This window comes from Paenibacillus violae (assembly GCF_032461945.1).
GTDB lineage: Bacteria > Bacillota > Bacilli > Paenibacillales > NBRC-103111 > Paenibacillus_E > Paenibacillus_E violae.
The window spans coordinates 220022-244166 of the sequence record NZ_JAWCUD010000008.1; the positions used below are offsets into that span (position 1 = coordinate 220022).

30 protein-coding genes are annotated in these 24145 nt (G+C 48.4%); 17 read left to right on the forward strand and 13 right to left on the reverse strand.

Annotated elements, in window-relative coordinates; all coding sequences use genetic code 11:
- Positions 1 to 9 precede the first annotated feature (9 nt).
- From RQP52_RS22375 to RQP52_RS22385, 3 genes are read left to right on the forward strand one after another with little or no spacing between them, the layout of a single operon-like run.
- Positions 10 to 546 (forward strand): XkdW family protein, encoded by a 537-nt coding sequence (locus RQP52_RS22375; RefSeq protein ID WP_315953905.1) that lies wholly within the window; start codon positions 10 to 12, stop codon positions 544 to 546.
- A 56-nt stretch (positions 547 to 602) separates the two neighbouring features.
- Complete coding sequence (locus RQP52_RS22380; RefSeq protein WP_127455478.1) at positions 603 to 1001, forward strand: phage holin family protein; 399 nt, start codon at positions 603 to 605, stop codon at positions 999 to 1001.
- Positions 998 to 1579 carry a glycoside hydrolase family 73 protein gene (locus RQP52_RS22385; protein WP_315953906.1) on the forward strand — a complete coding sequence of 194 codons (582 nt, stop codon included), beginning with the start codon at positions 998 to 1000 and terminating at the stop codon, positions 1577 to 1579. The genes RQP52_RS22380 and RQP52_RS22385 overlap by 4 nt, the downstream gene beginning before the upstream one ends.
- 239 nt (positions 1580 to 1818) lie before the next feature.
- Here the strand turns inward: RQP52_RS22385 and RQP52_RS22390 are convergent, their stop codons facing one another.
- Positions 1819 to 3102 (reverse strand): NAD(P)-binding domain-containing protein, encoded by a 1284-nt coding sequence (locus RQP52_RS22390; protein ID WP_315953907.1) that lies wholly within the window; start codon positions 3100 to 3102, stop codon positions 1819 to 1821.
- A gap of 126 nt (positions 3103 to 3228) precedes the next feature.
- Between RQP52_RS22390 and RQP52_RS22395 the strand changes: the two genes are divergently transcribed.
- The 7 genes from RQP52_RS22395 (at position 3229) to RQP52_RS22425 (ending at position 7665) form a co-directional block, all read left to right on the forward strand.
- Complete coding sequence (locus RQP52_RS22395; protein ID WP_127455481.1) at positions 3229 to 4584, forward strand: glucose-6-phosphate isomerase; 1356 nt, start codon at positions 3229 to 3231, stop codon at positions 4582 to 4584.
- A gap of 168 nt (positions 4585 to 4752) precedes the next feature.
- Entirely contained in the window at positions 4753 to 5394 is a 642-nt protein-coding gene (locus RQP52_RS22400) for a YigZ family protein (RefSeq protein ID WP_315953908.1), read from the forward strand.
- Positions 5395 to 5447: 53 nt separating this feature from the next.
- Positions 5448 to 6104 (forward strand): TetR/AcrR family transcriptional regulator, encoded by a 657-nt coding sequence (locus RQP52_RS22405; RefSeq protein WP_315953909.1) that lies wholly within the window; start codon positions 5448 to 5450, stop codon positions 6102 to 6104.
- 125 nt (positions 6105 to 6229) lie between these two features.
- Positions 6230 to 6454 carry a DUF1128 domain-containing protein gene (locus RQP52_RS22410; RefSeq protein ID WP_157317980.1) on the forward strand — a complete coding sequence of 75 codons (225 nt, stop codon included), beginning with the start codon at positions 6230 to 6232 and terminating at the stop codon, positions 6452 to 6454.
- Between the two features lie 175 nt (positions 6455 to 6629).
- Positions 6630 to 6953: a hypothetical protein gene (locus tag RQP52_RS22415; protein WP_315953910.1), complete on the forward strand. Its 324-nt coding sequence runs from the start codon at positions 6630 to 6632 to the stop codon at positions 6951 to 6953.
- Positions 6954 to 7134: 181 nt separating this feature from the next.
- Positions 7135 to 7377: a spore germination protein gene (locus tag RQP52_RS22420; RefSeq protein ID WP_157317981.1), complete on the forward strand. Its 243-nt coding sequence runs from the start codon at positions 7135 to 7137 to the stop codon at positions 7375 to 7377.
- A gap of 18 nt (positions 7378 to 7395) precedes the next feature.
- Complete coding sequence (locus tag RQP52_RS22425; RefSeq protein ID WP_315953911.1) at positions 7396 to 7665, forward strand: hypothetical protein; 270 nt, start codon at positions 7396 to 7398, stop codon at positions 7663 to 7665.
- Between the two features lie 20 nt (positions 7666 to 7685).
- Here the strand turns inward: RQP52_RS22425 and RQP52_RS22430 are convergent, their stop codons facing one another.
- The 9 genes from RQP52_RS22430 to RQP52_RS22470 all read right to left on the reverse strand — a co-directional run bounded on the left by RQP52_RS22430 (position 7686) and on the right by RQP52_RS22470 (position 12263).
- Complete coding sequence (locus tag RQP52_RS22430) at positions 7686 to 8021, reverse strand: hypothetical protein (protein WP_127455554.1); 336 nt, start codon at positions 8019 to 8021, stop codon at positions 7686 to 7688.
- Positions 8022 to 8044: 23 nt separating this feature from the next.
- On the reverse strand, positions 8045 to 8581 hold the full coding sequence (locus RQP52_RS22435) for a hypothetical protein (RefSeq protein ID WP_315953912.1): 537 nt from the start codon (positions 8579 to 8581) through the stop codon (positions 8045 to 8047).
- Positions 8582 to 8590: 9 nt separating this feature from the next.
- Positions 8591 to 8809 (reverse strand): hypothetical protein, encoded by a 219-nt coding sequence (locus RQP52_RS22440; RefSeq protein WP_315953913.1) that lies wholly within the window; start codon positions 8807 to 8809, stop codon positions 8591 to 8593.
- Positions 8810 to 8975: 166 nt separating this feature from the next.
- A complete protein-coding gene (locus RQP52_RS22445) occupies positions 8976 to 9419 on the reverse strand; it encodes an Hsp20/alpha crystallin family protein (protein WP_127455490.1) in 444 nt (147 codons plus the stop codon).
- A gap of 103 nt (positions 9420 to 9522) precedes the next feature.
- Positions 9523 to 9813, reverse strand: coding sequence for an alpha/beta-type small acid-soluble spore protein (locus tag RQP52_RS22450; protein WP_315953914.1), 291 nt, complete (start codon positions 9811 to 9813; stop codon positions 9523 to 9525).
- A 20-nt stretch (positions 9814 to 9833) separates the two neighbouring features.
- Positions 9834 to 10286 carry a GtrA family protein gene (locus RQP52_RS22455; protein WP_315953915.1) on the reverse strand — a complete coding sequence of 151 codons (453 nt, stop codon included), beginning with the start codon at positions 10284 to 10286 and terminating at the stop codon, positions 9834 to 9836.
- A 1-nt stretch (position 10287) separates the two neighbouring features.
- The gene (locus tag RQP52_RS22460) at positions 10288 to 11304 is read right to left on the reverse strand and encodes a glycosyltransferase family 2 protein (RefSeq protein WP_315953916.1); all 1017 of its coding nucleotides are present in this window, start codon (positions 11302 to 11304) and stop codon (positions 10288 to 10290) included.
- Positions 11305 to 11433: 129 nt separating this feature from the next.
- The gene (locus RQP52_RS22465) at positions 11434 to 11535 is read right to left on the reverse strand and encodes a YjcZ family sporulation protein (RefSeq protein WP_127455494.1); all 102 of its coding nucleotides are present in this window, start codon (positions 11533 to 11535) and stop codon (positions 11434 to 11436) included.
- A 122-nt stretch (positions 11536 to 11657) separates the two neighbouring features.
- Entirely contained in the window at positions 11658 to 12263 is a 606-nt protein-coding gene (locus RQP52_RS22470; protein WP_315953917.1) for a DUF2087 domain-containing protein, read from the reverse strand.
- A 183-nt stretch (positions 12264 to 12446) separates the two neighbouring features.
- Between RQP52_RS22470 and RQP52_RS22475 the strand changes: the two genes are divergently transcribed.
- Both RQP52_RS22475 and RQP52_RS22480 read left to right on the forward strand, forming a co-directional pair.
- Positions 12447 to 13085, forward strand: a complete 639-nt coding sequence (locus RQP52_RS22475) for a futalosine hydrolase (RefSeq protein WP_315953918.1) — start codon at positions 12447 to 12449, stop codon at positions 13083 to 13085.
- A 1-nt stretch (position 13086) separates the two neighbouring features.
- Positions 13087 to 13926 carry a 1,4-dihydroxy-6-naphthoate synthase gene (locus RQP52_RS22480; RefSeq protein WP_315953919.1) on the forward strand — a complete coding sequence of 280 codons (840 nt, stop codon included), beginning with the start codon at positions 13087 to 13089 and terminating at the stop codon, positions 13924 to 13926.
- Positions 13927 to 14215: 289 nt separating this feature from the next.
- Here RQP52_RS22480 and RQP52_RS22485 read toward each other — a convergent pair whose 3' ends face one another.
- Together RQP52_RS22485 and RQP52_RS22490 are read right to left on the reverse strand one after the other, a co-directional pair.
- The gene (locus tag RQP52_RS22485; protein ID WP_315953920.1) at positions 14216 to 15172 is read right to left on the reverse strand and encodes a D-2-hydroxyacid dehydrogenase; all 957 of its coding nucleotides are present in this window, start codon (positions 15170 to 15172) and stop codon (positions 14216 to 14218) included.
- A 20-nt stretch (positions 15173 to 15192) separates the two neighbouring features.
- Complete coding sequence (locus RQP52_RS22490) at positions 15193 to 16203, reverse strand: RluA family pseudouridine synthase (protein WP_315953921.1); 1011 nt, start codon at positions 16201 to 16203, stop codon at positions 15193 to 15195.
- 225 nt (positions 16204 to 16428) lie between these two features.
- Between RQP52_RS22490 and RQP52_RS22495 the strand changes: the two genes are divergently transcribed.
- Together RQP52_RS22495 and RQP52_RS22500 are read left to right on the forward strand one after the other, a co-directional pair.
- Positions 16429 to 17400 (forward strand): hypothetical protein, encoded by a 972-nt coding sequence (locus tag RQP52_RS22495; protein ID WP_315953922.1) that lies wholly within the window; start codon positions 16429 to 16431, stop codon positions 17398 to 17400.
- A 114-nt stretch (positions 17401 to 17514) separates the two neighbouring features.
- Entirely contained in the window at positions 17515 to 19041 is a 1527-nt protein-coding gene (locus RQP52_RS22500) for an alpha/beta fold hydrolase (RefSeq protein WP_315953923.1), read from the forward strand.
- A gap of 29 nt (positions 19042 to 19070) precedes the next feature.
- Here the strand turns inward: RQP52_RS22500 and RQP52_RS22505 are convergent, their stop codons facing one another.
- Entirely contained in the window at positions 19071 to 20108 is a 1038-nt protein-coding gene (locus RQP52_RS22505) for a LacI family DNA-binding transcriptional regulator (protein WP_315953924.1), read from the reverse strand.
- 139 nt (positions 20109 to 20247) lie between these two features.
- Here RQP52_RS22505 and RQP52_RS22510 point away from each other — a divergent pair, with 139 nt between their 5' ends.
- From RQP52_RS22510 to RQP52_RS22520, 3 genes are all read left to right on the forward strand, one after another.
- The gene (locus RQP52_RS22510) at positions 20248 to 21591 is read left to right on the forward strand and encodes an FAD-dependent oxidoreductase (protein ID WP_315953925.1); all 1344 of its coding nucleotides are present in this window, start codon (positions 20248 to 20250) and stop codon (positions 21589 to 21591) included.
- Between the two features lie 327 nt (positions 21592 to 21918).
- On the forward strand, positions 21919 to 22143 hold the full coding sequence (locus tag RQP52_RS22515) for a hypothetical protein (protein ID WP_127455504.1): 225 nt from the start codon (positions 21919 to 21921) through the stop codon (positions 22141 to 22143).
- Between the two features lie 102 nt (positions 22144 to 22245).
- Complete coding sequence (locus RQP52_RS22520) at positions 22246 to 24009, forward strand: B12-binding domain-containing radical SAM protein (RefSeq protein WP_315953926.1); 1764 nt, start codon at positions 22246 to 22248, stop codon at positions 24007 to 24009.
- Positions 24010 to 24145: the final 136 nt, after the last annotated feature.

The following is a 24145-nucleotide window of genomic DNA, read 5'->3' on the forward strand; positions in this document are numbered from 1 at the left end:
GAGGAAACCATGAACATACCACAAACAATCATATCTCTATTCCCACATGCACAGCCACTAACCGACTTCATCGTCCAAGACGATTCAGACGGCAACGGGCCATATATCGCGCAATGGAACCTAGAGGAACCGCAACCGACGGAAAAAGAACTACAAGCCGCATGGGAAGCCATTCAGCCAACACCCGAGTCCCAAATCGCCAACGCTAAACTCTCAAAAACGGCCGAACTCAACGCAGCCTGCAACGCAGAAATACTATCAGGTTTCACCTCCAATGTCTTAGGCACAAACCACACCTACGACTTCGACTACGAAGCACAAACGAATCTCAACACGATGCTCAACGCAATCATAGCTGATCTAGTCTCTGAACCTATCATTTGGAAAGCTAGCAACGAGCTTCAGCCACATACGATTGATCAATTTAAGACATTGTTCACAGACAGTCTCACCCACAAAACGACCAACATCAACAAGTATTGGGAGTTAAAAATGACTGTCGAATCAGCGAACAGCATGGAGGGTGTGGCATCTATCTCATGGTAAATATTTTGAAAACACAACCATTCTTCCTCCCATCTCAAAAGAAAGGAGCGAAACCGATGAACCAAGTTATGTTCAGCTCGATTTTGGCTGCGCTTAGCGCATGTGTGACTTATGCCTTCGGCGGGTTGAGTGAATTACTGGGACTCTTCCTTATGACAATCGCCGTAGACTATGTCACAGGTATTGCGGCCTCCATGAAGGAACAGCGCGGTCTGAACAGCCAAGTTGGTTTCTGGGGGCTTACCCGTAAAGGAATGATGCTGCTTGTCATTATGCTGGCTCACCGCATGGACCTACTACTTGACACGAATATCATGATGACGGGGGCAATCTATTTTTACTTGGCTAATGAGTTTATCTCGATCACTGAAAATTATGGACGGTTAGGGCTGCCGCTGCCCAGCTTTTTGAAACAAATGATTCAAGTGCTTCGCAACAAGAGTGAAGGTCTATGAACAAAGATCGTTTTATCGAGCAAGTGGCACCTGCTGCCCAAGCAAATATGCGGGAGTTCGGTATTTTGGCTAGCGTGACGATAGCTCAAACAATTTTGGAAAGTGGCTGGGGCAATCATGCGTCAGGCAACAATTTGTTTGGCATCAAGGGGAGCGGGCAACAGTTAGTTACTCAGGAGTTTATTAACGGCAGATGGCTGCAAATTGTAGATGGCTTCTGTGTTTATGACAGTTGGTATGAAAGCATTCGTGACCATTCCTATTTTCTTACCCAGAATCCCAGGTATGCCAATGTCTTGCATGAACTGGACTATCGATTGGCCTGCCAGAAGCTGCAGCAAGCAGGTTACGCAACCGATCCGCTCTATGCGGACAAACTGATTCGTATTATTGAAGGGAGCGATCTCACGAGATTTGATCAGATTGAAGGGAAAGGGGAGTATATGATGAGTTGTGAAGATGCGGATAAAATAATTATGTTTCTGTCCGCCGCTTGGACAATCACTGAAGATGCAGAAGCTAGAGCGGAGTTTCATCGCTTGGCAGACGAGCTCCGGAAAGCATCCGGGCAGCTGTGATGAGCTTGTAAGAATAAGAGTCTTTACCGACTCTTATTCTTGCATTTAAGCTAATATGTATCAAAATAGAAGCCTCAAAAGTCTCTTATTTGTTCCAAAGCTTCCGTGCCTCCAAATAAAATAAACCGCCTCTCCCAATAGGAAAGACGGTGTTCTTCACATCAATGAGTTTACATGTAGTTATGTTTTCATAGTTTCATATTTTTTTCAATTATTCATGTTTCAAGTACTTTTAACCTCTACAAAGCATAAGCAATATGCTCTTCAATATATTTCTCCAGCTTAATCCGCACATAAGGCGGCAGGCCGGAAAGCATACAGCCATAGCGGAATTTATCGCCATCGGTCTCGATCCGAATCACGCGAGCGGTGATTGGTGGGAGCTCCGCTTCCTGCGGGAAGTGGATAACGATGAACATATCCGGTGCAAGTGGCGCAGCGGTAGTGATTTGCAGTCCGCTTTCCGATAAGTCGAACAGCGTACCGTCAATGTTTTGCCCGGAGAAGGAGCCCTCCTGCTCCCATTGATAGATGGACAACTTCAAGTTGATGTCCAGCTTCACACGTGTGTTCCGACGGCGTTCACGGCCAGAAAGCGGAGATGCCGACTTTTCTTGGGCAGCAGCAGGTTCGCTAGGTTTAGCGATTTGCTGCCCCATCCAGTCTTCGTAACATTGGATGATGGAGCTCAAATCTTCATCGCCGAGGCCCTTGCTTAATCCCATTTGGAATAAGCCCGCCGTTGTTTGCAGCAGTGGAACCGGTAATTGGAAGTTACTAGCGAGTCCTTGAGCAAGCAAGAGATCCTTGAGCATCAGCTTCAAGGAGAATTGATTGCTGAAATCGCGATTTAATATTTTATCGCCTTTGAGGTCGACTATTCTGCTGTTTGCGCCGCCAGAGCGGACAATTTCTAAAAATTTCTCGAGGTTAACCCCTGCTTTGGATGCAATAGACAAGCCTTCCGCAAAACCAAGCAGGTTAATACCCACCATAGTATTGTTGGCAAGCTTGGCATAGGAACCGGAGCCGGAGGGACCTAGATAAAGGGCTTTACGGCCCATCGCAAGGAATAATTGCTCATGTTCTTCAAACACTTCCTGGCTGCCGCCGACCATGAACGCGAGTGAACCCTCTTCGGCAGCAGGTTTACTGCCTGTGACAGGCGCATCGAGAAAATCGACGAAATGGGCGGCAAGCTCCTCGGCCAGCTTTTGGCTTGTTTGTGGGGAAACGGTACTGGAATCAATAATCGTAAGAGCCGGATGAATACCGCTTAGTACGCCTTCTTCGCTGTAGAATATATCCAACAAAGCAGCGTCATTGCTAAGCATGGTAATCAGTACATCTGAATGACGGGCGGCATCGGCGGGTGTTGCAGCCACTTCAGCGCCAAGACGAGCCAGCTCGTCCGCTTTTTCGGGAGTACGATTATAAACGGTTACCATAAAACCTTTTTGAATAAGATTAGCAGCCATGGGTTTGCCCATTGTGCCAAGTCCGATAAAGCCGATACGTTTCATGATCATTCACCTCTGGAATCATTTTATCATGGGAAATCTAACCTGTGAATGCCTTCTTTACTTGCTTTTGTACAAGCAAATAAGTATGCTAGGAAAAGGAAAAAAATAGAGATGGAGGCGAGCATATTGAGCTCTAAGCTACAATTTGACTACAGCAAGGCATTGTCCTTTTTATCCCAACATGAGGTTGATTATTTGTCTGGACAGGTAGAACTGGCACATGATCAGCTGCATAACAAAACAGGTGCCGGCTCTGATTATTTAGGATGGGTGGATCTGCCTGAGAAATATGACCGTGAGGAATTTGCTCGCATTCAAGCGGCTGCTAAACAAATTCAATCCGATTCCGAAGCGCTTGTCGTCATTGGGATTGGCGGTTCTTATTTGGGAGCACGCGCTGCGCTTGAAATGCTTTCTCATTCGTTCTATAACATTTTGCCTAAAGATAAAAGAAAAACGCCTGAGATTTATTTCGTTGGAAATAACATCTCCTCTACATATGTAACACACCTTCTTCAATTGTTGGAAGGCAAGGACTTCTCCGTTAACGTGATTTCGAAATCCGGTACGACAACAGAACCGGCGATTGCTTTCCGCATTTTCCGTGAACTTTTGGAGAAGAAATATGGCAAAGAAGCCGCTCGCAAACGTATCTACGCAACAACAGATCAAGCGAGAGGCGCTTTGAAAACGCTGGCCAATGAAGAAGGCTACGAATCTTTCGTCATCCCGGATGATGTAGGCGGACGTTACTCCGTTCTGACGGCTGTTGGCTTGCTGCCAATCGCGACAGCTGGTATTGATGTAGAAGCGATCATGAAAGGTGCTGCGGATGCTCAACGCGAGTTCGCGAATCCGAAGCTTAGCGAGAACCAAGCGTATCAATACGCTGCTGTTCGTAACGCGCTTTACCGCAAAGGCAAAACGATCGAAATTCTCGTTAACTATGAGCCGTCCTTGCATTTCGTTTCGGAGTGGTGGAAGCAGCTGTTCGGCGAAAGCGAAGGGAAAGACTACAAGGGTATCTACCCGGCTTCTGTTGACTTCTCGACAGATCTTCACTCCATGGGCCAATTCGTTCAAGACGGCAATCGCATTTTGTTTGAAACCGTGATTCAAGTCGACCAAGTGGCTGATCATATTACCATCGGTACAGATGCTGACGATTTGGACGGTCTCAACTTCCTGAGCGGAAAAACGATGGATTTCGTGAACAAAAAGGCGTTCCAAGGAACCATGCTTGCTCACACGGACGGACACGTACCGAACCTGATCGTTACGCTGCCGGATATGACGCCTTACTCCTTCGGGTATATGGTGTACTTCTTTGAAAAAGCATGCGGCATCAGCGGTTACCTGATGGGCGTGAATCCTTTTGACCAACCAGGCGTTGAAGCTTACAAGAAGAACATGTTTGCGCTTTTGGGTAAACCTGGTTATGAGAAAGAAAAAGCGGAGCTGGAAGCACGTTTACAGAAGTAAATGACGAATGTAATGAACCAAACGATCCATCCAATCGGATAGGTCGTTTTTTTTCATAGAAAATTACCATTATTTATGTGGTAAATTTTCTTACAATATTGTCGAAGTCAAAAGATGTGTGTAGAATGTAATGAAACAGTTGTTTCCTTCTACCAAGAAAGGTCGGCTATGCTAGCAAATTTCAAAACAATCCAATCGTACGGATCGTCGGAAATCATCATCAAGAAGTCGCGTTTCATCGGTCATGCCAAGCCTGTGGAGTCAGAAGAAGAAGCTATCCACTTTATTGAAGCGATCAAGAAGGAACACAAAACGGCTACACATAACTGCAGCGCGTATGTCATCGGAGACAGGGACCAGATTCAGAAGCAGTCTGATGACGGAGAACCGAGCGGCACGGCAGGTAAGCCGATTCTGGAAGTGATTAAGCATCAAGGGCTCAAGAATATCGCAATCGTCGTAACCCGTTATTACGGCGGCATCATGCTCGGCGCGGGCGGACTCATTCGGGCTTATACGGATGGAGCCGTGGTGGGCATTGAAGCTGCACAACCGATTTACAAAGTGAATCATCAGAGGGTGATGATTGAGGTTGATTATACGTGGTATGGCAAAATCGAGAATGAACTGAGAAATCAGGGAATGCTCCTCGGGGATATCGATTTTACTGACAAGGTAACAGTAACTTGCTATCCTTTGGCAGCGGCAGCGGATGCTTTTATCAACTGGGCAACAGATTTTACGCAAGGTCAAGGTGTTATTATCGCTGGAGAGAACGAGTACATCGTTCACAAGAACCTGCCCGAATAGGCAGGTTCAAGACTAAACAAAATTAAATAGGCTAAGGATGCGGAGGGATAGGAATGGCTAGGAAAGCAGTCGCGCAAGAGCTTAGCAGAGAACGAATACTTACCGAGGCGCGGGATTTATTCGCCACTTTTGGCTATCGCGCTTTAACGATGCGCAGCATCGCAAAAGCAATGGGTTACAGTCATGGTGCGTTATATTATCACTTCACTGAGAAAGCGGAACTGTTTTACGCGTTAATTAAAGACGATTTCTCCATGCTGATGCAGCGTCAACGAGAAATGATCGTGCGTGAACATGGATTTAGCGTGAATTTGCTTCAAAAGTTAATGATGGAGTTCGTCTGGTTTGGACTTAGCAATCCGAACCACTATGAAATGATGTTCATGCTGAATGAACCTGAACTTCAGCAGTATTCCCGTACCGAACAAGCGCAATGCCTCGAAATGTTCTCCATCGTCGTTCGTCAGGTTGTCACGGACCAACCTGGTTTCGAAAGCAAAAAGTTTACTCTTCCTTGGAATTTGTTTATGTCTTTACACGGCCTCATATCGTATTGCATCCAGTTTAAAATTACTTATGAAGAAGCTCGCAAGCTGGCTGATGAGCACATTCGTCTAATTTGCGTAAGCTTGGACCTAGATTCTTATGAGCAGCAGCGGCCGCTTGTCAAAATGGTGGGTCCGCATTTGCCGATCACCAATGCCATATAATTAGTTAAGGAAGAGAGACGGGGGTCTTTCTTCTTTTTTTTGCCTGTGTGAAGCTTGTATTTTACATTAGCCCCCATGTGCATTAATATAGGGAAAAGAACAGCTGGGAAGGATGAGGGTCTAACATGGATTTAAATCAGTGGTCGGAAGAGAACGTGGAATTTATGTTTGAAGAAATAAAGAGGAAGCTGCGCATGGCTACGGGAGGTTCCATTAAGGCTTCTAACGTGAAAGCGGAAGTGTATGAGGATCTGAAAGATCTGTACGACATGGTCGCAAGTAAGGATAGATTCAGTATCAGCGAGATCGACGCTATAACAACTGAGCTTGGAAAGATTCGTAAGGGATAAGCAATTATTGATAAAATGCTGTTTTTCCAGGTGTATGGCCTGGAAAAGTGGCATTTTTTTATAGACAAACGACTATTTTTCCGAGTGGGTGGACAGCTATCCAAGCGATGTTACCTGCACAGGAGTACACTGTAGAGCAATGTATCCCTGGTGGCTAAAAGGAGGTGGACGTTTCGTGGCATCCCAAATTCGTAAAGAAGACGTTCGTAAATTGGTCGGCAAACAAATTGTGGCTCTTAAGAAAGACGGAACAAGCGTGTCCGGTAAATTGGTAAGAATCAGTGGAAACACGTTGATCGTAGCTCCACAAAAAGGTAAAAAAGTTCAAGTTAAAGCGATTATCCCTTTGGTACTATTTGATCTGTTAGCAATTGGTACTTCACCTTTTGCATTCGGTGGTGGCTTTGGCCCAGGCTTCGGTTTTGGTGGCTTTGGCCCAGGCTTCGGCTTTGGTGGTTTTGGCCCGGGCTTTGGCCCAGGCTTCGGTGGCTTCTGGTAGTAAAGTAAAAGATGAGGGCTGTGCCAACATGGTGCAGCCCTTTTTGTCTTTATCAAGACCGAGTGGACTCCTCGCACTTACGACCTGCAGGTTATTCGTACACCAATTGGTTGATGAATGAATAGGCTAGCATACAGGATTTATCCCATAGCCTTGTCAACCCATGATAGGAGTGAGCACTATGCCGAGTTCCATCGTTTTTAACATGATCAATATCAACAATCAGAATACCAATGCCACCATCGGGATCGGTGAGAATGCACAGTCGAGCTGGGATTCCCACAGTAAGAACAATTACGGAACCGGTGAATTCATCGGGAATTCGATATCCGCCAACATCGTGAATTTGATTTTTGATAATGACTTTATTGATGCTCCAATTAATGATCAAGACTTCAAACCGGCTGTCACGAATCAAGCCTAATCGAGTGAGGTGAGTCGCATGCAGAGAACAGCTCTTTCAGCCATTCCGCTAGATCCGCCGCTCATTCAGTTTGACGCCATTCATGTGAATGCGATATCGGATGCTTCCGGTATTTTTATCGGGACGAATACACAAGTATATTGGACAACAAGCGGCAAAGCGAATTCCGGCTTAGGCGAGGTAAGCGGCGAGAACAATTATGTCGTGAATAATATTAACACGGTTCATGATAATGATATTATCGACGCGCCTTACACCAAAGGGGATCTTGTTATTGGCCGGGTCTAAAAGGCAGCTTCCATTCACCTTTAGTCAGGCGTTTGTGTCGTGCTGATGACTTCTTCCGGCTTTTTGGCTCCTGGCGTTGGGGTAAAGCCGGAAGCTTCCGCTTGCGCAGTAATCATCTCCTGAAGCCAATCAGGTGTTTCATTATCGCCGACATTGAGCATGTCGAGGAAGTCGGAGTCATTGAGCATGGAACGTGTTCCGACTAACTGATTGTTGTCACCTTCTACAGCGCCAAAACCTTGTACAGTCTTCTGGTTGCTCTGGAAATCGGTTGGCCAATTGTTGCCCATATTGATACAGGATGCACTTTCAACCGATCCGATTCGGATCGAGCCGATGATAAACGTCGGTGACATGAAGGAGGACAAAGGGAAACACCTCATTTCGTTTTGGATTGCGGCGTGTACTTGTATCCGGTGGCGGTACGCTCTGTCGTTGATGCCGCGCCGTCGCTGCCAGGCTCCGCTGAAGCGGAGGACTGTCCCTTAGCAGGGGGAGAGGCTGGCCTTGAAGCGCCCGCGGGCGGCTCTTTTGTCACTTGAGCACGTGTCAAAGCCTCATCGTGAGGGCCTTTTTTCTCATTGGGCTTAGCTCCGAAGTTGTTACCCAAATTTAAGGAGCCACTCAGTTCCTTGATGTCCAAATGATCCAGACGAAAGGTTAGATTTTCTAAGACAGGCTGATGAACATGCAGAGTATCTATATGAATCTGCGGATGCTTGGCAGTCAGGTTGGATAACTCTTCTTCTAATTTCTTCAGGCGCTTTTCTAATTGCTGAACGGTAAGGGAAGACGCAGTAGTAGAAGTAGGCTCGGGTACTGTAGGTACGGTCGCGCCGGCCGGTGATGGCGGTGGTGCCGCATTTCTGGCTCCTTGCGGTTTGGGAGGCGGCGATTTTTTCTTCTGAAACCACATGGTTGTTTCTCAGCTCTTTCGGATAAATGGTTGAAAATCAAAGCGGTCCCCATCGCTAACGACATGTTTGCCGCCGATCACGACATTGCCCTCGCCATCCACTTCTCCAAGTCCCTGGTTGGTCTTCACAGAGTGCCGCCTGCCGACGATCCGATTCGTTCCCTTGTTCACACTGGATGATGCCGCGAGGCTGTCGATATGAATTGATTGAAATTGGATGCGTACCACAATAATCCCCTCCATATCCGCTTTTCCGAATGTTCTCTTTTTAATTATATGGGGACAAACGAAGATTCATTTCTCTTTTCCAAAAATCCCAAAACAAATAACGCTCAACCTTGGTCCTATTTGCGTGCAGGTGACAGCGTCTCCGGCGGCATAAGGCGGTTGAACGTTAGGTGAACTGAATAGGAATAACCTTTTCCCCGTCGGGTGGTGACAAAGGAATGCGAATGATGAGCAGACCGTTATGATACTGCGCCCGCATTTGCTCGGTCAAAGCTCTTCCGGGTAAGCGGATGGTCCGCTCAAAAGCTCCGAAGAAACGCTCGGACAGCCTCATTTGCTCATCAAGCACCTGATAAGGCCGGACAAGATGTCCGCGGATTAACAGCGATTGATCGCGGAAAGATAGTTGAATCTGCTCCGGGGCGGACAATCCGGGAACCTCCGCGACAACGACTAGCTCCTGCGGTGTTTCATACATATCGATTCTTGGCCCGGTTAACGGGATGATACTGGCAATGTCCTGCCAGAATTCAGGGCCCAGCACATCGCCGGCTTGCGCCGTGAGCCCTTTCCAATCGGGCTTTGGCGGACGGTTGCCTGGAGGATTCATCGACCATCATCACCTGACTTTTGCATAGAAAATAGCGCTGCAAGCAGCTTGCTATTAGTTTATGTGCAGCCGCGGCGGATTATGGCATCTCTTGGGAAGCGGATCATTGCGGGGGGCGCTGCTCCGCTAATTTCTGCTGCGCCATGCGCACAAGCTCCTTGACCATTGCCCCGCCAATGGGACCGCCAACCCTGCCCGCGTCTTCCGAGCTTAATTGGCCGTTGTACCCTTGCTGTAGGGGAACTCCCAACGTTCGGGCGACCTCATATTTGACCAAATCAGGCCGCTCTGGATTCACGTTATAGCCTTGATTTCGCATGACTTGTGCTTTAAGAATTCCCAGTCCATGTTCGGATCCGGGCACGATGGCCCGGTTGCTTCTTCTACGTGCCATTAGGCATCACCTCTTGGTGATTAGGATACCCCGCTGCGGGTGGGACCATTAGCCCGAAATGTAAAATATTTATGTCCCAAATAATTACCAATGGTGTACAAGCCATTTCCAACCAAAATAGCAGCATTGTGCAGCCAATCTGCCCGCAACTCAGGCCACAGTACGCCTGCGGCTTCAGCCAAAAGCAGACCGCAGCTATAAGACAAGCCATAACAGCTTAAAATAACGATCGCAAATTTCCACCAGCTGCTGCCCACACTGGCATTGGAGCGGAAAGTAAACGTGCGATTTAGCGTGTAGCTGACGATAGCACCTAACGTATTTCCCGCGAATGTCGAAAGCCAATAGTTCAGATGGAGCACATTAAAAAAAGCGAAGCTGGCAGATAGACCAACCAAAGTATTAAAAACGCCGACAAGTAAAAATCGTAAGAAGCTTCCTGATAACAATGCCAATAATCGTTGTTGTATCATGTTATCGGCGGTTTGAAGCAGCCGGGATGGATGGAGGGGTTACAGACAATTCCTCTTGTTCCTGAGCGCTCCCTTTCAATACTTTTTCAATGACAAAAAGCGGCCTTTGCTTTACTTCTTTATATATTTTTCCTATGTATTCGCCAATTAGACCAAGCGCCAGCAGCTGCACGCCGCCAATGAACCATACGGACAAGACCAATGAAGTCCAGCCAGTTACGTTCGCTCCCAGCAGTTTGCCGATAATAGCATATAAGGCGGCAACGACACTAAGAAGGAACAGGACGAACCCCATCAATGTAACGAAGCGGATCGGAGTTACGCTGAAAGACGTGATGCCGTCGAAAGCGAAGGCAAGCATTTTGCGCAATGGATATTTGGATTCCCCGGCGAAACGTTCTTTCCGAGTGTAATACACTTGAGTGGACGGGAAACCAAGCAGCGGCACCATGCCACGCAGGAATAAATTTACCTCTTGGAATTTCTCCAAATTATCGAGAGTACGCTTGCTCATTAAGCGAAAATCCGCATGATTGTAATGTATTTTTACCCCTAGGGAAGTCATTAGCTTATAAAAACCTTGCGCGGTTGCCCGTTTGAAAAAGGTATCTGCAGACCGGTCCTGCCGGATACCGTATACGATATCGAAGCCCTCGCGGAATTTGAGGACGAATTCTCGGATAACATCCGTGTCATCCTGCAGATCCGCATCAATGGATACGACACAATCGGAATAAGACTTGGCGTGCATGAGACCGGAAAGCAAGGCGCTTTGATGCCCCGCATTTCGCGCCAGTTTTAGCCCGGTAACAAAGGAGTTTGAGGCGTGAAAGCGTTCGATCAGCGACCACGTTGCGTCTTTGCTGCCATCATCAACCAAGAGCATGGTGCTTGTGCTTGCGACCAGATTATCTGTAATGAGGGCGTCGATGACACTGCTAAGCCGGAATACCGTTTCCGGAAGAACTTCTTCTTCGTTATAACAAGGGACCACAATGGTTAAAATCGGAGTAGCCACAATACCTCGTCTCCATCCTGAGTAGGTCATATAGGTAAAGAATGATACAGGCTTTCATTATAACGTAAAAGCTCATAAAAAAGTAAGCGGCCGAGACGAATTCATCGTCCCAGCCGCTTGTAATCGTCATTACCAACCAAATCCGAAGGTACTTAATACGATAACCAAGAGGATGAATAAAACGAGGACTACAGCAGCTCCATTATAGGTTGTTCCGCATCCATAACTCATGTCTATCCCTCCCTTCACAAAATTACTATATGTCATTCATCTAAATGATGTATGGATGAATGTCCATAGTGCTTCATTTTATTTGGGGACGTGTCCGCTTGACGTTGCGACGCAGAGGCCGATCAAGATAAAGTTTCCCATTTGGCCCACATTTCGGGCGGATTCAGCTCATAAATTTCGTTTTCCCGGAACATAAACTGATGCATAATAAACTCCCGGCGAATCGTTGCAAAATCGGGATGATACTGCTTAATCCACTCGTTAAGTTCTTTCTCCGTATAGGTGCGCCCCTTGTCGAGCTGGTCAATGAGATGCCCCAGAACGATTAGCTTCTTTTTAAGTTGAGAAGGGATGTGCTTAAGCTTGCCGTCTTGCGTGAAAAAGTTGCGAATGATGGATTGCTTCAGGTTCTGACGGGTGTCTTCGGTCTGCATGGTGCTGGCTTCTCCTTTCTGATTTTTGAAAATGAGATCGGCTGTCGCGCTGGCGTTGCTGCGGATAAAATACTCATTTAACGCGAAATAAATCGTATTCTTGTCTCGCCGTTCGTGAATGAGGCTGGCTTCACGCAGCTTAGCAGCATGATGCGTAATTGTAGCGGGTGTAACGCCTAGTTTCTCCGCAAGCACTTGACCGTTCAGTTCCCCATCTCTCAGCAAAATGAGCATACGAATTCGCGTCGCGTCAGACAGTGCTTTATGGTAGGTAATAATTTTATCTAACTGCATGGTGGGCACCTCTTCATAAATAACTAATTTATCATGCGTCTAATTAGATGATAATTAAATTAATCATTCAAGTCAAGAAGGTGGAGCGGAAGTGCTCAAAAGTTTCTTATTTAGTTCTAGTCATGTAAAATAATAGACAGAGAATTCATCATGGTTTTAGTTTAAAAGGGGATTGGCCTAATAATGCGTGTACTTATGATGACGGCAGTAGCGCCTGAAAGGGATGCTGTGCAGCGGGGGCTTGGCCATGACATCAGGTTTGAATTCGCTTTGGCCGGCGTAGGACTTGCGGCAGCAGCCGTTAATGGTGCCATGGTGCTGGCCGCAGCACAATATGATTTGGTTGTTATCGCCGGTATTGCCGGCGGATTTCCCGGGCAAGCGGCGATCGGATCGCTTGTGGTCGCGAGCGAAATCATCGCCGCGGATCTTGGCGTGGAGCTGCTGGACGGCTTCAGCTCCCTCGACGACCTCGGCTTCGGCACAACGCGCATCAGCGTTGCAGCCGACATAGCCGAGCGACTGACGGCGGCGCTCACAGCCGCCGGCCTTAGCGCGCGCACAGCACCGGTGCTCACGGTAGCGACAGCTACCGGGACGGCCGCTACCGCCGCTCAGCTCGCAGCGCGAGTGCCTGGAGCCGCCGCCGAAGCCATGGAAGGCTTCGGCATTGCCACGGCCGCTGCATTGCGCGGCGTGCCTGTCATTGAAATCCGCGCGATTTCCAACGCGGTTGGTCCACGCGACCGCGATGCCTGGCGCATCGGGGACGCTCTACAAGCTTTAGAAGCAGCAAGTTCAGTCTTAGCGGAGGTGCTTTAAAATGAAAATTGCGTATTCACCTTGTCCCAATGATACTTTTGTGTTCCATGCTTGGGCGCACGGCTTAATCCCCGGCGCTCCAGAGCTGGATGTCTTATATGCCGACATCGACATTACGAATAAGCTGGCTGCCGACGGCACCGGACCCGACGTGCTCAAAATCTCTTACGCCGCACTCCCATGGGTGCTGAAGGAGTACGCCCTGCTGCCCTGCGGCGGCGCCTTGGGCAGAGGCTGCGGCCCGCTCGTGCTGACGCAGTCCGGCGGAACAAACCCTGACCCGGCTCAGCTAAGCGGCCGTCGGGTCGCCGTGCCAAGCGAGCGCTCGACCGCGTACTTGCTGTTCCGCCTCTGGGCGGAACAGAACGTTCCCGGCGGCGTCGGCGAAATCGTGGTCATGCCGTTCCACGAGATCATGCCAGCCGTGCGGGACGGCCAGATTGACGCCGGCCTCGTGATTCATGAAGCGCGCTTTACTTACCCGTCGTACGGGTTAGCGCTTCTCAAAGATTTGGGCAGTTGGTGGGAAGAAGACACCAACTTGCCGATCCCGCTCGGCGCCATTGTAGCGCGGCGCTCGATGGATCTTGAGGCGCTTGCGGGCTGGGCCCGTGCCTCGGTGGAGTACGCGTGGGCGCATCCGGAAGCTTCGCGCGACTACGTCATGCAGCACGCGCAGGAGATGGACCCGCAGGTCGCTCAGGCGCACATCGACCTGTACGTGAACGAGTTCACCGCGAATCTTGGTGATGACGGGTATGGCGCTGTTTTGACGCTGCTTCAGCGCGCAGCAGAGGCTGGCATTGTGCCGCAGATGGATTATGCGGCACTGTTGAGGTAGGTAGGGGAACTACAGTCCCCTATTTAGTGTTAAAACCACCGTGCCCGGCAGCAAAGGGAACTGAAGTCCGCTATTCTCCCAATACTCGGAGAAAAGCACTCTTTTGGGTTGAAATAGCGCCCTGTAGTTCCGCCAAATCAGCTATTTCCCACTATTCACACCAAATAGCGCCCTATACTTCCGTAAGGACACGCAGGTAGCACTATCAACAAAAAGAGGACCGAAATCCCAACCCTGTTGGAATCTCGGCCCTCTTTTCATTTCTGTTGCATCGTTATCCTCGCGAGTATCACCCGATCAAATTCTGTGGCTGCCCTTCAAGGAAGGCACGCACATTGCTAACGGCAGTCGTCATCAGCCTGGCGCGCGCTTCTTTCGTTGCCCAAGCAATATGCGGCGTGATGAGCACATTTCGCGCATGCAGCAAGGGATTATCCGGCGTCGGCGGCTCTACCGTCAATACGTCGAGACCGGCGCCTGCCAGACGCCCATGGTTCAAGGCCTGCGCAACATCGGCCTCATTCAGAAGGCCGCCTCTAGCCGTGTTGATGAGAAAAGCCGTAGGTTTCATAAGGGCAATTCGGTCTGCATCAATAAGCTCTTTGGTCTCCGGGGTTAATGGACAGTGGAGCGAGATGACATCGGACTGCTGCAGAAGCTCACCCAGCGAAACCCAAGTTAGACCTTCGACAGCCTCAGGCGTACGTCTACCGCTGCCTGTTGCTACTACGTTCATGCCCAGGGCCTTGGCGATGAGCGCCACTTGCTTGCCGATTTGGCCTAAGCCGATGAGACCGATCGTTTTTCCGCTTAACTCGGTCAGTGGAGATACCGTGTAGCAGAAGTCGATTGAGCTGGACCAACCTCCATTTACAACGCTATCGCTATGCTGCTGTACTCGGTTGCAAAACTCCAGCAATAGAGCAAAAACCAATTGAGCAACCGATTGCGTACCGTATGCAGGTACATTGGTCACAAGAATGTTATGCTCCTTAGCTGCTTGTAAGTCAATGATGTTATAGCCAGTCGCAAGGACGCCAATGTAGCGAAGTTTAGGAAGCTGCTGTAACGTGGCTGCGGAAAGCGGCGTCTTGTTCGTTAACACGATGTCAGCGTCAGCTGCACGATCAACAATCTGTGAAGCAGTGGTGCGTTCATAGACAATCACTTCTCCGAGAGCGTGTAGACCTTCCCAGTCCAAATCGCCGGGATTTAACGTATAACCGTCAAGCACAACAATTCGCATTTGTAATTACTCCTACTGGCTTATTTTTTTGCAGGTAATTCACGGAAAGGGTTCATGAACACCTTCGGAATATTCGTTTCAAAACGCAGCAGCTCACCCGTTGTCGGATGCAAAAAGGCAAGTACGCGCGCATGAAGTCCGAGGCGGCCAATTTCTTTTGTTTTCGATCCATATTTCTTATCGCCGACGACAGGGTGTCCGATGTCCTGCATGTGGACGCGGATTTGATTCTTACGTCCGGTTTCCAGATTAACTTCAAGCAGGGAGAAACTCCGGTTCGCTTGTAGCGTTTTGTAATGCGTTACAGCATGCTGGCCGTCATTTGGATAAGGTGTGGAGTACATTTTGAGAGATTTGGGATGCTCCTTCAGCCAGGAAGTAACGGTGCCTTCTGTTTTTTTGACCAACCCTTCCACTAGGGCTACGTATGTACGCTCTTTCACACTATCCTGCCAGGTGTTTTGCAGATGCTGCTGAGCTTTTTCGTTTTTGGCGAACATCATGACACCTGAAGTATCCCGGTCAAGTCTATGCACAACGAAAATTCGGGCTTTCGGATCATGGCTACGCACATGTGCCGTCAGCTGGCGGTAGGCGGTAATTTGGTTTTCCTCTGGATTGGTCGCGATCGATAGAAGGCCGGAATCCTTTTGAATGACGATAACATCCTCATCTTCGTGCAGAATGGACATCCCGGCGAGCGGAATATTTTCTACGATTTTCTCTTTGCTGATGGTTACCGTTTGCTCAGGCTGCAGGGGGTGATTGTAAGCGGTGACGGCTTTTCCATTCACGGAAACCTGTCCGCGTGCCAGGGTGGCTTTCACGGAATTTCGGCCAACGCCGGAGAGCTTTTCCAATAAAAAGGGCAGCAGTTCCGTTGCTTCCTTAACCGTATACTGGCGCGTGTTCGCCTCCGTAATGGCCTTGGTTGAAACAGGTTTATGCGTTTGGCTCTTGCTGATTTTGAGCTTGGGGTTGTGATTTTGATTTTTGCCAGGGCTTTGATGCTTGCCTTGCTTTTTTGGCATAAAATGACCTCCTTTTCAATACATACGCACGCCGATCTAATCGTGTATGTCTAACAATATATCATGTTCACAAAAACAATAGAAACGTTAACAGGGAATTTCATGTGTGCAGAAGCGGAAAACTCAGCGCCTGTAACTTTTGTGTAACCTCTGAAAGCGTATAGTAAGAACATATCAAAAGAAATATTGCTCCTTACATAGATGAAAGGGCGGGTACTTTTCAAAATGGGAAAATCGACCGATTTCTTAACGTTCCGGCAAGCACGCAGGATCTTCATGCAAGGGATTCAATTTTTGTATAGAACGAGTGCAATCACGTATGTTCGGGAGCAAACGAACGAAACGCCGCATTTTCTTACAGAGGCAAGTCACCCAGACGCCAATCAGGGCATTCTTGCGGTGACGAACCATTATATCGCATTCTTTGACCGAAATAAAAAAACGATGGAAAGGTTCCCGCTGCTGCAAACAACCAGCTTGGGTTTTGATACGATCGATTCTCAGCCTGTTGTCTGGATCGAGGGAGCTTTTGAGCAGGGTACTGGTCGTTATTATTGGTACGTAACGAAGCAGAGACCTTTCATAGAGGCTGTGAAGGAGCAGATGGAAAAAGGCGTTGTCGCCCAAGAAATTGCAGCCATCAAGCGGAATCAAGCGAAGCTGGACTCCTATATGGCAACTGTGAATACGCGATTAAATGAGAACCGTGAAACGATTTTGTGCAACACGAAAGCGGCGATCGACGACCGTGCGGACACGCTCTTGCAGAATATGCAAGTTATGCTGGAAACCATGTGGGAGGTTTTCCTGACGGGTGCAGCGCCGCAATTGAAGATTTTGAATCCGGAAGAAATGCAGCTTTTTAGAGACAACATTATTTGTTATGCAGCAATTAAAGGTAATCGGATTGCCAAACTTGTTCTGGAAGCCAGGGGCTACAACCTTCCTACGGAAGATGTATTTATAGAAAGCGATGCTTTTATTGATGAGTACTATAACACGGTGTTACCTCCGTTTGAAGTTTTGGAGTTGGTATATGAGGATGTTCGCACCGTTTACCAAAAGTTTTTTCCCGCAACCGCTTTGCATCAAGAGCAAGTTGTCATGATTATTTCTGAGGCTGTTAATCTGGGCTATAGAGTGACCATCGCGAACGCCATGGTTATTGTGAAAACGCCACTGCGCATTGCGAATTAAATAGAAAGCTTTGGAAGGTGCACTCTGCGGATTGCGCTTTTTTTGTTGGAAAGGTGGAAACCTCCAAAGATTTTTGTACAGCTAGTCATATTGTTTAAATGCCCCGTTCCTTATATGATAGAACCTAACATAGAACGGAATGGTGGTGCATCGGTGTCTTTTGCGCAAGTCAATGGCGTTAGCCTTTACTACGAATTTATTACATCCACGCGCGACTCCGAAGAAACGATCGTTTTTTTTCATGGAAACGGTTTTGACTCCTCACGATGGGGACACTTGATTGACGGCTTAAAAGAGGATTATCATCTTCTGCTTGTTGATCTGCGTGGATGTGGAAAAAGTGAATCAACCTTAGGCGAGATCTCATGGGACCTATTTGTCCATGATATTTATACGCTGATCGGGCACTTGAATCTACAAACTTTTCATCTGATAGGACATAGTTTTGGAGGGTCCTTGGCTATTTTCTTCGCCATCCGGTACCCTAAGTTAGTGAAATGTCTCGTCCTTATCTCGATTAACGTGCTGTTTCCAGAGACGAGTGGGAGCACTGTCATTAAGAACTATATGGATTTGATTGAAAAATACGGTATGGGCTATATGCTCCAACATTTTCTTCTCCCTTCGTTAACGGTCTATCCGTTTCGGCATGAGGAAGCTCAGCGTTTGTACAATATGTATGCAGATGTGCCCGTTGAAAGTTACATGAAACTATTTAAGTTGCACATTGAGCAACGACCTGTTAGTGAATTATCATGGATTCAAAGTCCCACTCTGCTGCTTGCTGGGGAATGTGATACAGTTTATCCTTCTTCTTTCCAAAATATGACGGCCGAGCTTATTCCGGACGCTACGTTTTACATCGTTCCAAATGCGGCGAATGCCATATTTATCGATCAGCCTGATGTAACCGTCGAGTGGATCAAGGACTTTATTCAAAGGAAGAGGAATCGTCCAGTAGAAACTGAAGGTGTGGAGCCGTCGGAAATGGCAAGTTCCATTCAACACATGTGGGATTCTTACCTGCAAACGTTGATCCCTAGCAGACAAAATCCGGTACCCGTCGTGAAAGTGGAACTTTTATTCGGATTTCGGGTGAGCGTGAACGGACAAGAAATTTTGGATGGCTGGAACAAACGGTATGCCCAAAACATCTTCGTCTATTTGGTTTTACACCCGTCTTCAACCAGAGAAGATCTGTGTGATGCGATATTTCCATCGCTGCCATTGCCTATTGCCCTGAAAAATTTAAAGGTCTATCTTAACTATTTGAAAAAGTTGCTTACCTATGATCAAGATCAAAACTCAATTTTGAAAACGGATCGTAAGCATTTATATTTGCAATGCAAGATTGAGTGCGATCTACTTGATTTTTTTGAACATATCAAACAGACTTTGCATCATGAGGATAACGAAGCGGAGATGTATGAAAGCTGTAAAAGATTGTTTCGTTTTATGCGCAATAAGGAAATTATGCCAGGTATTTTTGACCAATGGTTCATTGAGAAAAAAGCAAGAGCAGAATTCAGGCTGGGCGTTCTTGCCGCTTGGATGTCCGGACAGGAGAAGAAGAGGGGCAATGTCATGAAAGCAGCCGAATTTAAGAAGCTTGCTAATTATTATACCAGTGAAGAAGAGTAAGAGGGAGCTTGGTCAAGCTGCCCTCTTTTTTATTCGTTATACTTATGCACAGATAGTGTGCTCCCCATGAAAAACTCCCCCTGCAGCCGCACATGTTCGAAGGGTAAATGCGGGTTGGCAATCCGCCAGAGCATGCGGTCTGCGGCGCGATACCCCGATTCCCGGATGGGCAGCTGCGGGCGTGAGCACAGCGGCAGCGTGTCGGTTTGCTCGTTGAGCAGCGAGACGAATGAGCATTGCTGCGGAATTTGGGCGCCCATTCGGCGCAGGGTATAGTAAACCGGCGCCGCCTCTTCGTCGATGCCGCAAATAACAGCTGTAGGCTTGCGCTGTTGATAGAGCTGCTCCACATCTTGCAGCCACTTGTCTGTGCCATCGCGTTTGGTCACGTGTTCCCGCATATCGACTGCATAGCCGGCTTCCTTCATGGCTTCGCAAAACGCTTGCCATCGAATAACGAACCCCCGCTGATCTTGCGTATCTCCCACGTACAGAATATTCCGATGTCCCATTCGAACTAACCTGCGTACGGCCTGGAACATCGCTTCGTAAACATCCCAAATGACACTATCCACTTTTGATTCCGGTGGGGGGAAATTGAGCAGAATCCGTGGCAGCGGCAGCTCCAGCAGCTTCTGCTCCAATAGATCGTGATTCATTCTCGGCGCTATGAAAATTCCTTCTGCATATAGCAGTTCCTGATCTTCCGCCCAGCTTTGAAATTGTGAAGGCTTCAGATCGGGCGGGATAAGCAGCGGCTGGACGGTATGTCCAAATTCCATGAACCGTTCATGGAGGCCTTGCAGCAGCAAGCGATTGAAATTCAATGACATCTTGTTTTGAACGAGTACAAATCTGCGCTGAACGACAGGGTACGGAGAGATATGATCGAGCTGCAGCGTTTGCTTCTGGTCTTTGGTCATATAACCAAGCTCGCGCGCAAGCTTAAATACTTCACTGCGTGTTTGTTCAGACATGCCAGGCAATCCGCGAAGTGCCTTGGACACCGTTTGAATCGTTAAGCCAAGCTGAGCGGCGAGATCATGGAGTGTTATTCTTTTGCGCATAAGTTCCGGAGTCCCCTTGTACAAGTATGTAGTAATTTTAAACTAATTTTAAACTAAATTGAAAGTTAAATTTCATCTATACTTGGGAAAAGCGAGAAAACAGCCTGAATTCAGAATTCGATACAAGGGAGAGATTGAAATGAACAAAATCATAGAAGCGGATATTGTTGTAGTTGGGGGCGGTCCGGCAGGGGTTAATGCAGCCATTGCTGCAGGGCGGAGCGGGGCTAAGACGGTTTTAATCGAAAAGTATGGGTTTATTGGCGGGATGTCCACGGCTGCCCTTGTATATCCCTGGATGACCTTTCATACGACGGACGGCAAGCAGGTGATCAAAGGACTTGCTCAGGAGATTATCGATCGTCTTATGGCGATGAATGCTTCCCCGGGGCATCTCCGAGACACCGTTGGCTTCGTGAACACCATAACGCCGTATCACCCTGAGATTTACAAAGTACTGGCGGTGGATATGCTCAAGGAAGCGGGGGTTAAGCTGCTATTCCACAGCTTTGTCGATCAAGTGGAGACCGCGAATAACCGTATTCAAACGGTGCAGCTTACGTCCAAGTCCGGCAGAATCGATGTGCGTGGTAAAGTATTTATCGACACGACGGGGGATGCCGATCTGGCTTACTTGTCTGGCGCTCCGTGCCTGCAAGGCCGTGACGGGGATAAGCTGACACAGCCGATGACGATGAAATTCCGTATGCGCGGCGTGGACTTGGCCGGCGTGAAGCAGTACATGCTCGATCATCCGGATGAGTTTTATAAAAAAACACCGTTCTCCGAACTGGCTGAGCTGCCATTGTCCGGTGTTCTGGGTTACTTCAAGCACTGGAAGGAAGCGAATTTGCCGATTAATCGCGATCAGGTGCTCTTCTTCACTGGACCTGAAGCCGACGAAGTGCTGGTCAACACTACGCGTGTACAAGGGCTTGACGGTACTAACGTGGAGGATTTGACCGAAGCGGAAGAGCTTGGACGCAAGCAGGTGTTGATGGTGGCGGAGTTCATGAAAAATAACTTGCCTGGCTTCGAAAAAGCGTCGATCTCATCGGTTGGCGCCCAGATCGGCATTCGAGAAACGCGCCGCATCGACGGCCAGTACGCTTTGCAGGTGGACGATGTCGTGCAAGGCCGCCATTTTGAGGATGTCATCGCGCGAAGCGGGTATCCGATCGACATCCACGATCCTTCCGGCAAAGGCGTGACGGCAGCCTGGGTCAAAGGCGATGGCGCCTATGACATCCCTTACCGCTGTCTGCTCCCGCAAAAGATCGAGAATCTGCTCACCGCAGGACGCTGTATCTCGACGACGCATGAAGCGTTAGCCACGACGCGCCTGACTCCGAGCTGCATGGCAACGGGGCAAGCGGCCGGTTCGGCTGCCGGTCTTGCCGTTAAGCACGGCGTACTGCCGGGCCAGATCGATATTGACGAGCTGCAGGCTTTGCTTTTGCAGGATGGGGCGTTGCTCTCGTAGGGTCAGCTTAACCACCTCAACTGGGATAGATGGAAAAATTATCGTTAATCTGCGTTGTTCTGCCGCATGGAGTGCAGTAGTGGTAGAAGCTCCAGCTAATTCATCGGTAACTACGAATCTGCGAGATTTGGTGAAATTAGCGGTGGAAAATCCAATTAATTGTTAGAAAGCGGTTAGGAGTCTGGCAATTAGCAGGAGTAATCGGCGTTACTCAATGGCAGCGAAGCCAGCTCCCGGGCTGAGGCGACGTTTTGCCATCGGTATGCGCAACCCCGGCATAGGGAATACTTACTTGTACTCAATGTGTGAGAAAAGGTGGTTTTCCCTATGCTTTTATATCAATTAACGCAGTGGTTTGAAGAACGCACATCTCTGCAGCAGGCGCTGCAAAGCGGCACGGCAGAGAGCAGCAGCGATCTGCAACAAAGGATTCAAGATGTCGAACAGCAGCTGCAGTCTCATGCCGAAAGATGGAAAAATGCGATCCAAGAAGCCTCATATCTGCAGTTTCCCTATGAAAATCCGCAGCTCGACGATGATATGGTGTTATAACCGTTGCGAAGCGTGCATCTTTCACTGCTCCTTTGTATTTCCTCGGTTTTCGTGTAGAATTAGAGAGAACGATAAACGAGAATAGAACGAGGTCTTTTTACAATGAAAGTACTAGTAACGACGCTGAATGCCAAATTCATTCATACATCCTTGGCGCTGCGCTATTTGAAAGCGTTCTGCGAGAAGGATTTTGATGTTGAAATTACCGAATATACGATCAAGGACCCAGTGATGAACGTTGTCTCCGACCTGTACCAGAAGGCGCCGGACGTGCTGGGCTTTTCCTGTTACATTTGGAACATTGAAGAAACGATTCATATTATTAAAATGATTAAGAAAATCAGGCCCGAAATCCTCATCGTGCTCGGCGGCCCTGAAGTATCTTACGATACGGACTACTGGATGGAGCGCATTCCAGAGGTGGATTTCATCGTTATGGGCGAAGGCGAAGAGACCTTCCACCAATTGCTGACGGAAATTTCGACGACGCGCAAATATCACTTCGTGTACGGGCTTGCGTACCGCAAAGGCGAAGAAGTCGTGCTCATGCCAGGCAGACCGAAGCTCAAGCTCGATGACATCCCGTCACCGCATCGGTTCAAAGAAGATTTGCCGAGTTTAGCGAACCGCGTCGTCTATTTCGAAACGAGCCGCGGCTGCCCGTTCTCTTGCCAATTCTGTCTTTCCAGTATTGAAGTGGGTGTGCGTTACTTTGATATGGAACGGACGAAGTCGGATCTTCTGTACTTAATCGATTCAGGCGCGAAGCTGATTAAATTTGTTGACCGGACGTTTAATATCAAACGGGACTACGCGATGGAAATTTTCGAATTTCTGATTGCCAATCACCGCGGCGTCGTGTTCCAATTCGAGATTACGGCGGATATCATGCGGCCGGAGGTTCTCGATTATTTGGCTGAAAATGCGCCACCGGGCACGTTCCGTTTTGAAATCGGCGTACAGTCGACGAATGATACCACGAATGAGCTGGTGCAGCGCAGACAAAACTTCATGAAACTGAGCCGAACGGTCTCCAAAGTGAAAAACAGTTTCAAAATCGATCAACATCTCGATCTGATCGCTGGTCTTCCTGAAGAGGACTACCAATCGTTCCGTAAGACGTTTAATGATGTTTTTGAGCTAGGACCGGAAGAGCTGCAGCTTGGGTTCCTCAAAATGCTGCGCGGCACCGGGATGCGCAAAGACGCGCATAAATATGGCTACGTGTATATGGATCATGCTCCGTATGAAATTCTGGGCAATGACATCCTGCCGTTCACGGATCTAATTCGCATCAAGCGGGTAGAGGACGTGCTCGAGAAATATTGGAATGCACACCGCATGGACCATACGGTCAAATATTTGATCGCTCATGAATTTGCGTCGGCCTTCGATTTCTTCCAAGAATTCGGAGATTTCTGGGAAGGCCGAGGCTGGCAGAAAATCGGGCATCAGCTCGAGGATCTATTTACCCGCCTGCGCGAGTTCCTCCTTCAACGCGAAGCGAAGAACATGCCTGTAATTGAAGGTCTCATGAAGCTGGATTATTTCCTGGGACATAAGTATAAGCCGCGTAAAATCTGGTGGGATTTCACATTGGAGAAGTCCGAACAGAACGCTTACCTCAAGCTTCTGGCTGAGCAGCCGGAACTTGCAAGCGGTGACTTCCATCTGCTGCGCATCAATGAAAAAGATCTCCACAAGCATGCGATGCTTGAGGTACTGCCTTTCGCTTTGCAGACTTATCTGCAAACAGGTGAGATCGACAGCTCCAGTCAGGAGCTGCTTATCGTACACTTCCCGCCGGATGCCCAGCTCCCGGCTAGCTGCTACAGTATGCCGTTGCACCAGACGGCGACTGTCTAGAAAAAAGCCCCACGCCCGTCGTCATGATGATGGGAAGGGGCTTTTTTTCGCATAAAAATAGGCCTTTTCAGGGTAATCTAGGGGAGTTGACCCATAAGCTGCTTGCTAAACTAGCACCTGATCTGAAAGGAGTTTT

Bases quoted from the DNA above. Each gene is read 5' to 3' on its own strand.
- RQP52_RS22375 (WP_315953905.1), top strand. From the start codon at position 10: ATGAACATACCACAAACAATCATATCTCTATTCCCACATGCACAGCCA.
- RQP52_RS22380 (WP_127455478.1), top strand. From the start codon at position 603: ATGAACCAAGTTATGTTCAGCTCGATTTTGGCTGCGCTTAGCGCATGT.
- RQP52_RS22385 (WP_315953906.1), top strand. From the start codon at position 998: ATGAACAAAGATCGTTTTATCGAGCAAGTGGCACCTGCTGCCCAAGCA.
- RQP52_RS22390 (WP_315953907.1), bottom strand. From the start codon at position 3,102: ATGAAACGTATCGGCTTTATCGGACTTGGCACAATGGGCAAACCCATG.
- RQP52_RS22400 (WP_315953908.1), top strand. From the start codon at position 4,753: ATGCTAGCAAATTTCAAAACAATCCAATCGTACGGATCGTCGGAAATC.
- RQP52_RS22405 (WP_315953909.1), top strand. From the start codon at position 5,448: ATGGCTAGGAAAGCAGTCGCGCAAGAGCTTAGCAGAGAACGAATACTT.
- RQP52_RS22410 (WP_157317980.1), top strand. From the start codon at position 6,230: ATGGATTTAAATCAGTGGTCGGAAGAGAACGTGGAATTTATGTTTGAA.
- RQP52_RS22420 (WP_157317981.1), top strand. From the start codon at position 7,135: ATGCCGAGTTCCATCGTTTTTAACATGATCAATATCAACAATCAGAAT.
- RQP52_RS22425 (WP_315953911.1), top strand. From the start codon at position 7,396: ATGCAGAGAACAGCTCTTTCAGCCATTCCGCTAGATCCGCCGCTCATT.
- RQP52_RS22430 (WP_127455554.1), bottom strand. From the start codon at position 8,021: ATGTCACCGACGTTTATCATCGGCTCGATCCGAATCGGATCGGTTGAA.
- RQP52_RS22435 (WP_315953912.1), bottom strand. From the start codon at position 8,581: ATGTGGTTTCAGAAGAAAAAATCGCCGCCTCCCAAACCGCAAGGAGCC.
- RQP52_RS22445 (WP_127455490.1), bottom strand. From the start codon at position 9,419: ATGAATCCTCCAGGCAACCGTCCGCCAAAGCCCGATTGGAAAGGGCTC.
- RQP52_RS22450 (WP_315953914.1), bottom strand. From the start codon at position 9,813: ATGGCACGTAGAAGAAGCAACCGGGCCATCGTGCCCGGATCCGAACAT.
- RQP52_RS22455 (WP_315953915.1), bottom strand. From the start codon at position 10,286: ATGATACAACAACGATTATTGGCATTGTTATCAGGAAGCTTCTTACGA.
- RQP52_RS22465 (WP_127455494.1), bottom strand. From the start codon at position 11,535: ATGAGTTATGGATGCGGAACAACCTATAATGGAGCTGCTGTAGTCCTC.
- RQP52_RS22470 (WP_315953917.1), bottom strand. From the start codon at position 12,263: ATGCAGTTAGATAAAATTATTACCTACCATAAAGCACTGTCTGACGCG.
- RQP52_RS22475 (WP_315953918.1), top strand. From the start codon at position 12,447: ATGCGTGTACTTATGATGACGGCAGTAGCGCCTGAAAGGGATGCTGTG.
- RQP52_RS22480 (WP_315953919.1), top strand. From the start codon at position 13,087: ATGAAAATTGCGTATTCACCTTGTCCCAATGATACTTTTGTGTTCCAT.
- RQP52_RS22485 (WP_315953920.1), bottom strand. From the start codon at position 15,172: ATGCGAATTGTTGTGCTTGACGGTTATACGTTAAATCCCGGCGATTTG.
- RQP52_RS22490 (WP_315953921.1), bottom strand. From the start codon at position 16,203: ATGCCAAAAAAGCAAGGCAAGCATCAAAGCCCTGGCAAAAATCAAAAT.
- RQP52_RS22495 (WP_315953922.1), top strand. From the start codon at position 16,429: ATGGGAAAATCGACCGATTTCTTAACGTTCCGGCAAGCACGCAGGATC.
- RQP52_RS22500 (WP_315953923.1), top strand. From the start codon at position 17,515: ATGATAGAACCTAACATAGAACGGAATGGTGGTGCATCGGTGTCTTTT.
- RQP52_RS22505 (WP_315953924.1), bottom strand. From the start codon at position 20,108: ATGCGCAAAAGAATAACACTCCATGATCTCGCCGCTCAGCTTGGCTTA.
- RQP52_RS22510 (WP_315953925.1), top strand. From the start codon at position 20,248: ATGAACAAAATCATAGAAGCGGATATTGTTGTAGTTGGGGGCGGTCCG.
- RQP52_RS22515 (WP_127455504.1), top strand. From the start codon at position 21,919: ATGCTTTTATATCAATTAACGCAGTGGTTTGAAGAACGCACATCTCTG.
- RQP52_RS22520 (WP_315953926.1), top strand. From the start codon at position 22,246: ATGAAAGTACTAGTAACGACGCTGAATGCCAAATTCATTCATACATCC.